Genomic DNA, 12,715 nt, shown 5'->3' on the forward strand with positions numbered 1-12,715 from the left:
AAGATGATTTTCACTAAATGAATAGGTTATTGGCTTTTTTGTCATCAAGTGGTTAAGTGCAGTATTTCTAATAACGATCTCTAATAGCGATTTCAATAACGATGACAAATGGCATAAATCGACGGCCAGTGATCGTCCATTCTTATGTGTTAGCCAAGATAACCGCGGATTTTAGGCATGACTGAAACGGAATTAGCTGCTGTATTACGTACTTGGCTAAGCCAAGATAAGCATCGGATGAGAGCACTTGAATTGGCGCAGCAATGCGCCCAAGTGCATAGTTTGCCGCAGTGGTGCTTGGCGGCGGGGTTTGTCCGCAATTTGGTGTGGGACAAATTACATGATATTCAGCAGCGTCCGTTAAACGATATCGATCTGATTTACTATTGCCCCTTGGATACTCGTCCCGAGCGGGATAGGGCGATAGAAGCATACCTGCAAACACTGGCGCCAGAGTTACCTTGGTCGGTAAAAAATCAGGCTCGCATGCACCTTAAGAATCACGACAACCCCTATCAATCGACACAGGATGCGATGACTTATTGGCCAGAACAGGAAACTGCCGTCGCCGTGTATCTTGCGCAAATACCTAACCCTCCCACTTCCGTCATCGATAGCTTACAGCTTATTGCTCCTTTCGGTTTAACCTCATTATTTGCCTTGCAGTTAACCCATAATCCCAAGCGTGCGTTGTCGGTGTTTGAGCAGCGCCTTGCCGCAAAGGGTTGGTTTTCGCAATATCCGCGGCTGACCTTGGCCGAGTAAGAGCATCAATCGTTAACGTCAGACTCCTTCACCCGTTAGTGACTCAAACCTATATCAAGCTAACCAGATAAACGAGTTTGAGTGTGATGACTCCTGCCTTGATTGAAGTCTGTGTCGAGTTTATTCCTCCCTATTTTTATGTCCGCTTGTACCTCAATAGGCTGAGTTTTCTTAAAACCGATGTAAAAATTTTGTAAGCGGCGCGATGACGCAATTACTCCTTGTGGAGGTATTTAGCTGTGGCTAATGAATGCGGTAAGTCACAAAAAATGAACTGGTATTATCAATAAATGTTTAGATAGCGTGACATTGATCCCATGGCTTATACCTCAAAATAAGTATCGCCACTTAATCTTGATTTGGATCAATAAGGTAAACGAATTTATCTGGCAGTGTAGGCGTCAATTGTTAAGGATGTAATGTAAAACAAAAACCTATGTTGTACATATGGAGTATGATGATGAATAAAACTACTGTTTCTACACTGATCGCCGCCACCCTGTTAGCCGCTGGTTTCTCTGCTTCTGTTTCTGCCCATCAAGCGGGCGATATCATTGTTCGTGCTGGTGCTGTGGTTGTCGCACCTAATGAATCAAGTGATGATGTTGTAATTCCTGGGGTAGGTAATTTAGGTGAGTTTAAAGTCAGTAACGATACTCAACTTGGCTTAAACTTCGGTTATATGCTGACCGATAACATTGGTATTGAGCTATTAGCAGCGACTCCATTTAGCCATGATGTATCTCTAGCGGGTGTTGGTAAAATTGCGGAGACTAAGCATTTACCACCAACCTTAGTTGCACAGTATTATTTCGGTGATGCTCAATCTAAATTACGTCCATATGTGGGCGTTGGTGTGAACTACACTAACTTCTTCGACAATGATTTCACTAACGATTTGGGTGGTTCATTAACAGACTTAAGCATGAGCACCTCTTGGGGCTTAGCGGCGCAAGTGGGTTTAGACTACCAATTTAATAAGAACTGGTTAGTAAACGCCTCTGTGTGGTACGCACAAATTGATAGTGATGTTAAATTTAAATACCAAGGTACTCCCGTTACAATTAGTACCGATATTAACCCATGGGTTTATATGGTCAGCGTGGGTTACACTTTCTAATCATCTGATTTTAAAGTAACAAAAAAGGAGCCTGTGGCTCCTTTTTTGTTTTTCGCCGATTTATAACGCTAAACGCGGCATAACACTACTTTTTAGCCTTTTTCGGCTTCCAGTGGCGCGTGTTGTAGATAAACTCTGGCAGCAATTTCGTGAGCCAAGCCACTAAGCGCCAACGCTTGGTCACATACACGCGGCGTTTACCCTGCTGCATAGCCTTAATGATTTGCGCCGCCACTTGCGGGAGTGGTGCAAGCCATAGCGTACTTTGCTGCATGGCGGCCTTATCCAGTAAACCGAGTTGGATATCGGTAATGGTAATGGGCAATTTAAGCCGCTGGGCATGCATGCTTAAGCCTTCCAAATAGTTTTGCGCAAAGGCTTTAGAGGCATGGTAAGCCACACTTGGGCCGCCGCGTAGCCCTGCAATCGAGTTGATGGCGGCAAGCTGGCCATAACCCTGCTCGCGAAATAATCTAAATGCCGTATTGCAGATAGCGGCAAAGCCCCGCACATTGACATCGATAATGTCCTGCTCAGGTAGCCATGGCAGCTCAGGATCGTAGCTATTGAGTCCGGTATTCACTAAGACTAAGTGGGCGCCACCTAAGTCGTGCCAGACGCTTTCGAGTTGCTTGATGATGGCGCTTGGCTGCTCAATTTGCAGTGAAAAGACCTGAACTTTAGTGGGCAGGGTCGAGGCAAATTCGCGGAGTGATTCGACATCTTGGGCAAAAAGGGCTAATTCAACCTGCTGATCGGCCAATTGTTTGGCAAGTTCGCGGCTTAAATGTGAGCTAGCGCCCACAATTATCGCAGTTGCTTGGGTCATAAATTTTTCGGCAACGAAATGGTGGCTTATCATAGGAAGATATGCCCAGCATGACAAGATTTATAGCTTGGGCGTATAGACATCCAGAAGTCTTTATGTATGATTAGGAGAAATGAAATGAGACAAGGGTTAAGGATTAGCGGACTGACATCTGCATGGCAAAAATTAGCGGCTATGGTGTTACTAGCCGTCACCACGGTGATTTCAGGTTGTGCCACACCTAATGCGATTGTTGAGATTAAAGGTGAGGCCATGTACCGCGAACGTATCGCATTGCCCGCCGATGCCAAGTTGATAGTGCAGTTGCTTGATGTCTCTAAGATGGATGTGCCCGCCGTAGTCATGGCAGAGCGCGTTTCCCAAGGGGCGAAAACCCCAACGCCGTTTAGTTTTTCGATGGGGCGTGATCAGTTTGAAGCGGGGCATACCTATGCCATTGGGGCAAGGATAATGCTCGGTGATAAGTTATTGTTTATTAATACTCAAGCCTATCATGTCGACCTCAATTCGACAGAGCCTATGTCGATACTGCTTGAGAAAGTCGGTCGCTAATTTGTTTGCTCTTTGATGAGTGGCATACGCGCGCCGGAACCTTTGATTGTTGAATAGAAGAGGCGCGGTATGCCAGTTAAAATTCCAGATCATCTGCCTGCAGCAGGGATTTTAGAATCTGAAAATATTTTCGTCATGTCCGAAACCCGGGCTGCCAATCAGGATATCAGACCGATGAAGGTGCTGATCCTGAATTTGATGCCCAATAAAATCGAGACAGAAACCCAGCTTCTACGCCTATTAGGCAACACGCCATTGCAGGTGGATGTGGATTTACTGCGAATTCACGATAAAGAGTCAAAGCACACCTCAATCGATCATATGAACACCTTCTACCGTGATTTTGAGGATGTGCGTCATAAAAACTACGACGGCCTGATCATCACTGGCGCGCCCCTTGGACAAATCGATTTCGAAGAAGTCACTTACTGGGACCATATCCGCGAGATTATCGATTGGTCACAGCAACATGTTACCTCAGTGCTCTTCCTCTGCTGGGCAGCTCACGCTGGGCTTTACCATCTCTATGGTCTAAATCGGAAAATCCTGCAGCAAAAGCGTTCTGGGGTATTTGTGCATCGCCGCACTTGTCAACATTTCCCGTTGCTGCGCGGATTCGATGATGAGTTCTTTGCGCCGCATTCCCGCTTTGCCGAGATGGATATCGAGGAACTTAAACAACATCCTGAGCTGCAGGTGTTGGCGGAATCTGATGAGGCTGGGGCTTACTTAGTTCTCAGCCGTAACAATCGCAACCTGTTTGTGATGGGTCATCCCGAATACCAAAAATCTACCTTAAACGATGAATATCATCGAGATTTGGCGCAGGGATTAAATCCCAATGTGCCGCAAAACTATTATCGTAATGACGATCCTAAGGCCGATGCCATTGCCCGTTGGCACAGTCATGGCAGCCTGCTCGTCAGCAACTGGCTCAACTATTACGTTTACCAATTAACGCCCTATGACTTAAGCGATATGTCGGCTGTCACGCCGTGGGAATCGCAATAATTCCCTCTTAACATTCGATGTAGCACTGTTTTAGCGTTTGTTTTGGCGTTTATTTTATTGCTCTCTTAAATCGAGTGGCTTTGGCTAACCAAGGTCACTCTGCTTATCACGCTGTGTTCGCCATATCGTTTTGTAAACCCCTCTTATCCCGCCTCTTTTAACTCGGCTTAAATTGATTTCGGGCTTGGCAACTTCAGCCTCACCGCATTAACGCTGCTTTTCACTCCCTTGACTGTAAATTCTGACTGACAATTTTTGTGGCATTTTCTCGACACATTAGACCAAGGAATACTTGCTTTACGTTCGCGTAAACGTCAGAGTGGTTTCATTGTCATTATTTATCCGCCGCTGGCGAGTATTACCGCCAAGGCACATTTAGCTTGGAGTCCCCATGAGTACTGAACAATTTAACCAAGAGATCGTTATTGTTGCCGCTAAACGCACCCCAATGGGTGGCTTTCAAGGCAGTTTGTCTGGCGTAACGTCTCCGAGCTTAGCGGCCACCGCCATTAAAGCCCTGTTAGCCGATACCCAAGTAGCGCCTGATAAGGTCGATGAAGTGTTAATGGGCTGCGTATTGCCAGCGGGTCTGGGTCAAGCGCCAGCGCGTCAGGCGACCTTAGGGGCAGGTTTACCTCTGTCTGTAGGCGCTACGACCGTAAACAAAGTTTGTGGCTCTGGGATGAAAACCGTAATGCTTGCCCACGATTTACTCAAAGCGGGCAGTGCTAAGCTGGTGGTTGCTGGCGGTATGGAAAGCATGAGCCAAGCCCCTTACTTGCTAGATAAAGCGCGCTCAGGCATGCGTATGGGCCATGGCAAGGTATTAGATCATATGTTCCTCGATGGTTTAGAAGATGCCTACACTGGCGGCGCTATGGGCACATTCGCCCAGAAAACCGCCGATGAATACGGCTTAACCCGCGAGCAAATGGATGCTTTCGCCCTAAGCTCACTGGAAAAAGCCAACGCGGCCATTCAATCTGGCGCCTTTAAGGCGGAGATTGTGCCCGTCACAGTAAGCGATCGCCGTGGTGATGTGACTATCGACACCGATGAGCAGCCAGGTAACGCTCGTCCTGAAAAAATCCCTGCACTGCGCCCAGCCTTTGCTAAAGACGGCACTATTACTGCGGCAAACTCAAGTTCAATTTCCGATGGTGCGGCGGCGCTGATGCTAACCACCCGCGCCAATGCCGAGCAGTTAGGCTTAACTGTGCTTGCCACTATTAAGGGCCACACCACCCACGCCCAAGAGCCATCACTCTTTACCACGGCGCCTGTTGGCGCTATGGCAAAACTGCTGAGCAATGTGGGCTGGTCTAAGGATGAGGTTGACCTGTTCGAAATCAACGAAGCCTTTGCCATGGTGACTATGCTGGCGGTTTCTGAATTAGGTTTAGACATGGCCAAAGTGAACGTGAATGGCGGCGCCTGCGCCTTAGGTCATCCTATCGGTTGCTCGGGCGCACGTTTGCTGGTGACCTTAATCCATGCACTTAAAGCCCGTGGGCTTAAGCGCGGCGTAGCCTCACTCTGTATCGGTGGCGGTGAAGCGACCGCTATGGCTATCGAAGTCTAATCAAAGGCTTAATCGCGAATAACGGCAAAACAATCAACAAGACCAAGACTGAGCTGGCAAGGGCAAACATCCCGCTGAGGATAAACATAATATCGCACCGCCAGCTCGACCCTAAACAAGGAAAAGGATTGCAACATGACCACACAAGTTAAGCATTACATTGATGGCGAATTCACCACAGGCACAGGTACATCACAAATCGTGGTGACCAATCCCGCTAATAACGAGCCAATCGCCATTATCAACAGCGCTACGGCCGATGAAGTGCACGCGGCCATTGCCAGTGCCAAGGCGGCTTTTAAGACGTGGAAAGAAGTACCTGTGTCTGAGCGTGCCCGTGTCATGTTGCGCTACCAACACTTACTTAAAGAACACCACGACGAACTGGCGACAATCCTTGCCAAAGAAACGGGCAAAACCTTTGAAGATGCCAAGGGCGATGTGTGGCGCGGAATTGAAGTGGCAGAACATGCCTGCAACATTGCCTCATTATTGATGGGCGAAACCGTTGAGAATGTCGCGCGTTCAATCGATACCTACAGCTACACTCAGCCTCTGGGTGTGTGTGCGGGCATCACGCCATTTAACTTCCCTGCGATGATCCCGCTGTGGATGTTCCCACTGGCGATTGCCTGCGGTAACACTTTTATCCTTAAGCCATCAGAGCAAGACCCAATGACGCCGCAGCGCTTAGTTGAGCTGTTTGTCGAAGCGGGTGCGCCAAAAGGCGTATTACAACTGGTGCATGGCGATAAAACGGCGGTCGATATCCTGCTGGCAGACCCTGCAGTGAAAGCCATTTCCTTCGTCGGCTCTGTGGCTGTAGGTCAATACATCTACAAAACTGGTACCGATAACTTAAAACGCGTGCAAGCCTTCGCTGGGGCAAAAAACCACTGCGTGATCATGCCTGATGCGAATAAGCAGCAAGTCATCAACAACCTAGTGGGCGCATCGGTTGGCGCGGCGGGTCAACGCTGTATGGCGATTTCAGTCGCGGTATTTGTCGGTGCGGCTAAAGAGTGGATCCCTGAGCTTAAAGAAGCCTTAGCTAAGGTTCGCCCAGGTTTATGGGACGATAAAGAAGCTGGTTACGGCCCGCTGATCAGCCCAGCCGCTAAAGCGCGCGTGCTCAAACTTATCGCCCAAGGTAAGGAAGAAGGGGCAGAGTGTTTACTCGATGGCAGCCACTTTAGCGTGGCAGGTTTCGAATCAGGAAACTGGGTAGGACCGACCATGTTCACTAAGGTCACGACCGATATGAGCATCTACAAAGAAGAAATCTTTGGCCCAGTGCTTTGCTGTATGGAGTCCGATTCATTAGAAGATGCCATCGAACTGGTTAACGCCAGCCCCTACGGCAATGGTACCTCTATCTTTACCGCAAGCGGCGCCGCAGCCCGTAAATATCAACACGAAATCGAAGTTGGCCAAGTGGGCATTAACGTGCCAATTCCTGTGCCATTACCATTCTTCTCATTCACAGGTTGGAAGGGCAGTTTCTACGGCGACCAACACGCTTACGGTAAGCAAGCGGTACGTTTCTACACTGAAACTAAGACCATTACCTCTCGCTGGTTCGAGTCGGACATTGCCGTGGCCGCAGGTCCAAATATGAGCATTAACTTGCGCTAAGCGGTCTAAAAACAGTTTCAACGCATTGTGAAACAGCAGGTTTTTCAGTCTAAACGTGGCGCCAGTTGGCGCCCATTGATGATAAGCCTGCCGATAAAATCACTGTGTATTACGCAAAAGATATTTATGAAAAGAAATGGCCAAAGAGTCATAGGAGAGCCAAATGGATTTTAATTTCAACGAAGACCAACGCCAATTTGCCGATCTGGCTCGCCAGTTCGCGGCGGATGAACTCGCCCCCTTTGCCGCCAAATGGGACGAAGAACATCATTTCCCTAAGGATGTGATCCAAAAAGCTGGTGAGCTGGGTTTCTGCTCCCTGTATTCCCCCGAGTCTGAAGGTGGTATGGGGCTGTCGCGCTTAGATGCCTCGATTATTTTCGAAGAGCTATCGAAAGGCTGTACTGCCACAACGGCCATGCTGACCATTCACAATATGGCCACTTGGATGGTCACCACTTGGGGCACAGAGACGCTGCGTCAAGCATGGTCAGAGCCTTTGACCACGGGCCAAATGCTCGCCTCTTACTGCTTAACTGAGCCAGGTGCCGGCTCGGATGCGGCATCACTGCAAACCAAAGCGGTGCGTGAAGGTGATGAATACGTGGTATCAGGCTCTAAGATGTTTATCTCGGGCGCAGGTTCAACTGAGCTTTTAGTCGTCATGTGCCGCACTGGGCAAGCTGGGCCAAAGGGGATTTCCGCGATTGCCATTCCTGCCGACAGTGAAGGCATTATCTATGGCAAGGCCGAAGATAAGATGGGCTGGAACGCGCAGCCGACACGCTTAGTCACCTTCGATAATGTGCGTGTGCCTGTCGCAAACCTGCTCGGCGAAGAAGGCCAAGGCTTTACGTTCGCGATGAAAGGCTTAGACGGTGGCCGTATTAATATCGCTACTTGCTCTGTCGGTACGGCGCAGGCGGCTTTAGAGCGTGCAACTCAGTACATGAATGAGCGTCAGCAATTTGGTAAACCGCTGGCAGCCTTCCAAGCACTGCAATTTAAGCTTGCCGATATGGCGACCGAATTAGTGGCCGCACGTCAAATGGTGCGTCTGGCCGCCTTTAAACTCGACAGTGGCGACCCAGAAGCCACCGCCTATTGCGCGATGGCGAAGCGTTTTGCCACCGATGTGGGCTTCCAAGTTTGTGATGCTGCGCTGCAAATTCATGGCGGATATGGTTATATCAGGGAGTACCCCTTAGAGCGTCATTTCCGTGACGTTCGTGTACACCAGATTTTAGAGGGCACTAACGAGATTATGCGCCTCATTATCGCCCGTCGTTTACTCGACGAAAATGCCGGACAAATCCTCTAAGCTGCCCAGATGGGACTGTAGGATTTGGCGATAACCGATTGGAAATATAAGGGAGCCGAAATAGATGGAATATTTAGTTGAGCGTATCGAAGGCCACACGGCGATTCTGACGATGAATAATCCGCCGGCCAACACTTGGACCGCCCAGAGTTTGCAGGCGCTCAAGGCCAAAGTGCTGGAGCTTAATGCTAACAAGGACATTTACGCGCTGGTGTTAACAGGCGAGGGCAACAAGTTTTTCTCCGCGGGTGCCGATTTAAAACTGTTTAGCGACGGTGATAAGGGCAATGCGGCGAGCATGGCAAAACACTTTGGCGAAGCATTTGAAACCTTAAGCCAGTTCCGCGGCGTGTCGATTGCCGCCATTAACGGCTATGCCATGGGCGGCGGCTTAGAAGTCGCGCTGGCCTGTGATATTCGTATCGCCGAAACCCAAGCCGTGATGGCATTGCCTGAGGCCACTGTTGGCCTGCTGCCCTGTGCGGGTGGCACTCAAAACCTGACCGCTTTAGTGGGCGAAGGTTGGGCGAAACGGATGATCCTCTGCGGTGAGCGGGTGAATGCCGCCCAAGCGCTGAATTTGCGTTTAGTCGAGGAAGTGGTTGAAACCGGTGAAGCCTTAAATGCGGCGATTGCACTGGCCGCCAAAGTGGCGAATCAGAGCCCAAGCAGCGTAACTGCCTGTAAGACACTTATCCAAGCTGGGCGCCAAATGCCGCGCAGCCAAGCCTTACCGATAGAGCGTGAACTGTTTGTCGGATTGTTCGATACTGAAGATCAGGCCGAAGGCGTGAACGCGTTTTTGGAAAAACGTAAAGCTGATTGGAAGAACCGCTAATGACAAATTTAGTAGATAAGGCTGCACACACGTCCACCACACAAAATGTGGTTTTTCAAACCTTAGCCACCGCCTCAGGTAAATTAGTTGGGGTGGTGACGCTCAATGTTGAAAAAGCCCTCAACGCCTTGGATCTCGATATGGTTCGGGCCATGACGGTGCAGCTCAATTTGTGGAAAAAAGATCCGTTAATCGCCTGTGTGGTACTCGATGGCAGCGGAGAAAAGGCGTTCTGTGCGGGTGGCGATGTGCGCGCGTTATATCACGCGTCTGTTGCTGCTAAGGGACAAGTGACTGAGGTCGCTAAAGTATTCTTCGAAGAAGAATATCGTCTCGATTATCTACTGCATACCTATGGCAAACCTGTGCTGGTATGGGGAGATGGCATAGTGATGGGCGGCGGTCTGGGCCTGATGGCGGGCGCAAGTCATAGAGTCGTGACTGAAACCTCCCGTATTGCCATGCCCGAAGTCACCATTGGGCTTTATCCCGATGTGGGCGGCAGCTATTTCCTCAACCGTATGCCGGGCAAAATGGGGCTGTTTTTAGGGCTAACGGCCTATCAAATGAATGCAGCCGATGCCTGTTACGTTGGCCTTGCCGATCATTATCTGAATCGTGACGATAAAGAGCTGATGTTCGATGCCATGGCGACCCTCGATTGGAGCGATACGCCAGCGCTGAACCATCAACGACTTGACTCTATGATCAACGAACTGTCGAACCAAGTGGACATCCCTAAGGGCGATAGTTTACTGGCCGAGAGCCAAGAGATGATCGACCGACTGATGGCGGGCAGCTTGACGGATATCGTCAGCCGTATGTCAACCTTAAGCACCGAAGAAGCCTGGTTAAATAAAGCCTGTGCGACCATGTTGGCGGGCAGTCCTATCAGTTGGCATTTGGCGTATATCCAAACCCAACTCGGCACCAAACTCAGCCTAGCACAATGTTTTAAATGGGAATTAACCGTCAGCGTTAACACCTGCGCTAAGGGCGATTTCTGTGAAGGCGTACGGGCACTGCTGATCGATAAAGACAGACAGCCCAAATGGCAATTTGCCGATGTGCAATCCGTGCCAAACAGCGTTATCGAGGACATTTTGACCTCACCTTGGGGAGAAGAACATCCCTTAAGCCAATTAAGCTAAGCCAATCGATGGCAGGCAGAGCGAGCGCTTTGCCTGCCATTTTTGTCTGGAATAACAACTATCTGGAATAATAAAGACACCAGAACACAGGAGTGATGGCATGAGTACAGTAGCATTTATCGGTTTAGGTAATATGGGCGGCCCAATGGCGGCCAATTTATTAAAAGCGGGCATGACGGTACGTGTCTTCGACTTAGTGCCAGCCGCAATGCAAGCCTTGGCCGACCAAGGCGCTTTAGTGTCGAGCACGGCATGCGGCGCAGCGGCGGGTGCCAATGTGGTGATCACTATGCTGCCTGCGGGTAAGCATGTTAGAAATTTATATTTAGGTAATGGCAGCGAGAAGGGGCTACTCGACGTAGTCGCTGGCGATACCCTGCTGATTGATTGCTCGACCATTGATGCCCAAAGCGCCCAATTGGTGGCGGCCGAAGCGGCTAAGAGTGGTATCGAATTTATCGATGCGCCAGTATCGGGTGGTACCGCGGGCGCGGCGGCAGGCACCTTGACCTTTATCTGTGGTGGCTCGGATATCGCCTTCGAACGGGCGCAACCTGTGCTCAATGCCATGGGCAAGAATATCTTCCATGCGGGCGGCGCTGGTGCGGGTCAGGTCGCTAAAATCTGCAACAACATGCTGTTATCTGTGTTGATGGTCGGCACATCTGAGGCATTGCAAATGGGGATTGACCATGGTCTCGACCCTAAAGTGCTGTCGGACATTATGAAGGTCAGCAGCGGCGGTAACTGGACCTTAGAGAAGTACAATCCTTGCCCGGGCGTAATGGAGAATGTGCCTTCTTCTAAGGGCTATCAGGGCGGCTTTATGGTAGATTTGATGGTTAAAGATCTCGGCCTCTCTCAAGAAGCTGCATTATTGAGCAATTCGAGTACACCCATGGGCTCACTCGCGCGCAGCTTGTATGTGAATCATGCAAGACAAGGCAATGGTCGCCGAGACTTCTCCAGTATTTTTGAACAATTTGCACCACTTAAAAAATAGATAAACAAGGGATAACCAGATGGATTTAAAAGATAAGGTTGTCGTCATCACTGGCGGCGCGGGTGGTTTAGGCTTAGCAATGGCGCACAATTTTGCGCAGGCGGGCGCTAAGTTGGCGCTGATCGATGTTGATCAAGAAAAACTCGAGCGCGCCTGTGCTGATTTAGGCTCAGCCACCGAAGTCCAAGGTTATGCGTTAGATATTACCGACGAAGAAGATGTGGTCGCAGGTTTTGCTTACATATTGGAAGATTTCGGCAAAATCAACGTATTAGTGAATAACGCCGGCATCCTGCGCGATGGCATGTTAGTTAAAGCTAAAGACGGCAAAGTGACTGACCGTATGTCATTCGACCAATTCCAATCGGTGATCAATGTTAACCTTACTGGCACCTTCCTCTGTGGCCGTGAGGCGGCTGCTGCGATGATTGAATCGGGTCAAGCAGGAGTGATTGTCAACATTTCTAGCCTCGCCAAAGCGGGTAACGTAGGCCAATCTAACTACGCGGCCTCTAAAGCGGGTGTGGCGGCCATGTCTGTGGGCTGGGCAAAAGAGTTAGCCCGTTACAATATCCGTAGCGCAGCGGTAGCCCCTGGGGTGATTGCCACTGAAATGACTGCGGCGATGAAGCCAGAAGCGCTTGAGCGATTAGAGAAGCTTGTGCCCGTTGGCCGTTTAGGCCAAGCGGAGGAGATAGCCTCTACCGTACGCTTTATCATCGAAAACGATTATGTAAATGGTCGTGTCTTTGAAGTGGATGGCGGTATCCGTCTGTAATATGCTATCTTATTGATATTAAACAAAACCGAGCATTTGCTCGGTTTTTTATTGGGTAAAGATTTGTGTGTGGCGGATGATTTTAGCGCCGTGCAAGGGTGGATCGGAGTTGACATTTACTGGCTATCCT

The 12,715-nt window shown here is 49.6% G+C and carries 12 protein-coding genes; 11 read left to right on the forward strand and 1 reads right to left on the reverse strand.

Annotation, left to right across the window (positions count from 1 at the left end):
* Window positions 1-177: 177 nt before the first annotated feature.
* Window positions 178-765: a nucleotidyltransferase family protein gene (locus tag CF168_RS07015; RefSeq protein ID WP_086902397.1), complete on the forward strand. Its 588-nt coding sequence runs from the start codon at window positions 178-180 to the stop codon at window positions 763-765.
* A 457-nt stretch (window positions 766-1,222) separates the two neighbouring features.
* Window positions 1,223-1,885, forward strand: a complete 663-nt coding sequence (gene ompW / locus CF168_RS07020; protein WP_167373588.1) for an outer membrane protein OmpW — start codon at window positions 1,223-1,225, stop codon at window positions 1,883-1,885.
* An 85-nt stretch (window positions 1,886-1,970) separates the two neighbouring features.
* Here the strand turns inward: ompW and CF168_RS07025 are convergent, their stop codons facing one another.
* Window positions 1,971-2,714 (reverse strand): SDR family NAD(P)-dependent oxidoreductase, encoded by a 744-nt coding sequence (locus CF168_RS07025; RefSeq protein ID WP_086902424.1) that lies wholly within the window; start codon window positions 2,712-2,714, stop codon window positions 1,971-1,973.
* A gap of 117 nt (window positions 2,715-2,831) precedes the next feature.
* Here CF168_RS07025 and CF168_RS07030 point away from each other — a divergent pair, with 117 nt between their 5' ends.
* The 9 genes from CF168_RS07030 (at window position 2,832) to CF168_RS07070 (ending at window position 12,585) form a co-directional block, all read left to right on the forward strand.
* Window positions 2,832-3,266, forward strand: coding sequence for a YbaY family lipoprotein (locus CF168_RS07030; protein ID WP_089067434.1), 435 nt, complete (start codon window positions 2,832-2,834; stop codon window positions 3,264-3,266).
* A 69-nt stretch (window positions 3,267-3,335) separates the two neighbouring features.
* Window positions 3,336-4,277 (forward strand): homoserine O-acetyltransferase MetA, encoded by a 942-nt coding sequence (gene metA / locus CF168_RS07035; RefSeq protein ID WP_089067435.1) that lies wholly within the window; start codon window positions 3,336-3,338, stop codon window positions 4,275-4,277.
* A gap of 391 nt (window positions 4,278-4,668) precedes the next feature.
* Window positions 4,669-5,859: a thiolase family protein gene (locus CF168_RS07040; protein ID WP_089067436.1), complete on the forward strand. Its 1,191-nt coding sequence runs from the start codon at window positions 4,669-4,671 to the stop codon at window positions 5,857-5,859.
* Window positions 5,860-5,994: 135 nt separating this feature from the next.
* Entirely contained in the window at window positions 5,995-7,494 is a 1,500-nt protein-coding gene (locus CF168_RS07045; RefSeq protein ID WP_089067437.1) for a CoA-acylating methylmalonate-semialdehyde dehydrogenase, read from the forward strand.
* A 163-nt stretch (window positions 7,495-7,657) separates the two neighbouring features.
* Window positions 7,658-8,815 carry an acyl-CoA dehydrogenase family protein gene (locus tag CF168_RS07050; protein ID WP_086902403.1) on the forward strand — a complete coding sequence of 386 codons (1,158 nt, stop codon included), beginning with the start codon at window positions 7,658-7,660 and terminating at the stop codon, window positions 8,813-8,815.
* A 64-nt stretch (window positions 8,816-8,879) separates the two neighbouring features.
* Window positions 8,880-9,653 (forward strand): enoyl-CoA hydratase, encoded by a 774-nt coding sequence (locus CF168_RS07055; protein WP_011623346.1) that lies wholly within the window; start codon window positions 8,880-8,882, stop codon window positions 9,651-9,653.
* Entirely contained in the window at window positions 9,653-10,804 is a 1,152-nt protein-coding gene (locus CF168_RS07060) for an enoyl-CoA hydratase/isomerase family protein (protein WP_089067438.1), read from the forward strand. Before CF168_RS07055 ends, CF168_RS07060 begins: the two co-directional genes overlap by 1 nt.
* Window positions 10,805-10,904: 100 nt before the next feature.
* On the forward strand, window positions 10,905-11,807 hold the full coding sequence (gene mmsB, locus CF168_RS07065) for a 3-hydroxyisobutyrate dehydrogenase (RefSeq protein ID WP_047539148.1): 903 nt from the start codon (window positions 10,905-10,907) through the stop codon (window positions 11,805-11,807).
* 19 nt (window positions 11,808-11,826) lie between these two features.
* Window positions 11,827-12,585 carry an SDR family oxidoreductase gene (locus tag CF168_RS07070; protein ID WP_011717645.1) on the forward strand — a complete coding sequence of 253 codons (759 nt, stop codon included), beginning with the start codon at window positions 11,827-11,829 and terminating at the stop codon, window positions 12,583-12,585.
* The last annotated feature ends 130 nt before the right edge of the window (window positions 12,586-12,715 follow it).

The organism is Shewanella bicestrii (assembly GCF_002216875.1).
In the GTDB taxonomy this organism is placed as follows: Bacteria; Pseudomonadota; Gammaproteobacteria; order Enterobacterales; family Shewanellaceae; genus Shewanella; species Shewanella seohaensis.

Excerpts from the sequence above, each read along its gene's own strand:
- CF168_RS07015 (WP_086902397.1), top strand. The coding sequence starts at position 178 with ATGACTGAAACGGAATTAGCTGCTGTATTACGTACTTGGCTAAGCCAA.
- ompW (WP_167373588.1), top strand. The coding sequence starts at position 1,223 with ATGATGAATAAAACTACTGTTTCTACACTGATCGCCGCCACCCTGTTA.
- CF168_RS07025 (WP_086902424.1), bottom strand. The coding sequence starts at position 2,714 with ATGACCCAAGCAACTGCGATAATTGTGGGCGCTAGCTCACATTTAAGC.
- CF168_RS07030 (WP_089067434.1), top strand. The coding sequence starts at position 2,832 with ATGAGACAAGGGTTAAGGATTAGCGGACTGACATCTGCATGGCAAAAA.
- metA (WP_089067435.1), top strand. The coding sequence starts at position 3,336 with ATGCCAGTTAAAATTCCAGATCATCTGCCTGCAGCAGGGATTTTAGAA.
- CF168_RS07040 (WP_089067436.1), top strand. The coding sequence starts at position 4,669 with ATGAGTACTGAACAATTTAACCAAGAGATCGTTATTGTTGCCGCTAAA.
- CF168_RS07045 (WP_089067437.1), top strand. The coding sequence starts at position 5,995 with ATGACCACACAAGTTAAGCATTACATTGATGGCGAATTCACCACAGGC.
- CF168_RS07050 (WP_086902403.1), top strand. The coding sequence starts at position 7,658 with ATGGATTTTAATTTCAACGAAGACCAACGCCAATTTGCCGATCTGGCT.
- CF168_RS07055 (WP_011623346.1), top strand. The coding sequence starts at position 8,880 with ATGGAATATTTAGTTGAGCGTATCGAAGGCCACACGGCGATTCTGACG.
- CF168_RS07060 (WP_089067438.1), top strand. The coding sequence starts at position 9,653 with ATGACAAATTTAGTAGATAAGGCTGCACACACGTCCACCACACAAAAT.
- mmsB (WP_047539148.1), top strand. The coding sequence starts at position 10,905 with ATGAGTACAGTAGCATTTATCGGTTTAGGTAATATGGGCGGCCCAATG.
- CF168_RS07070 (WP_011717645.1), top strand. The coding sequence starts at position 11,827 with ATGGATTTAAAAGATAAGGTTGTCGTCATCACTGGCGGCGCGGGTGGT.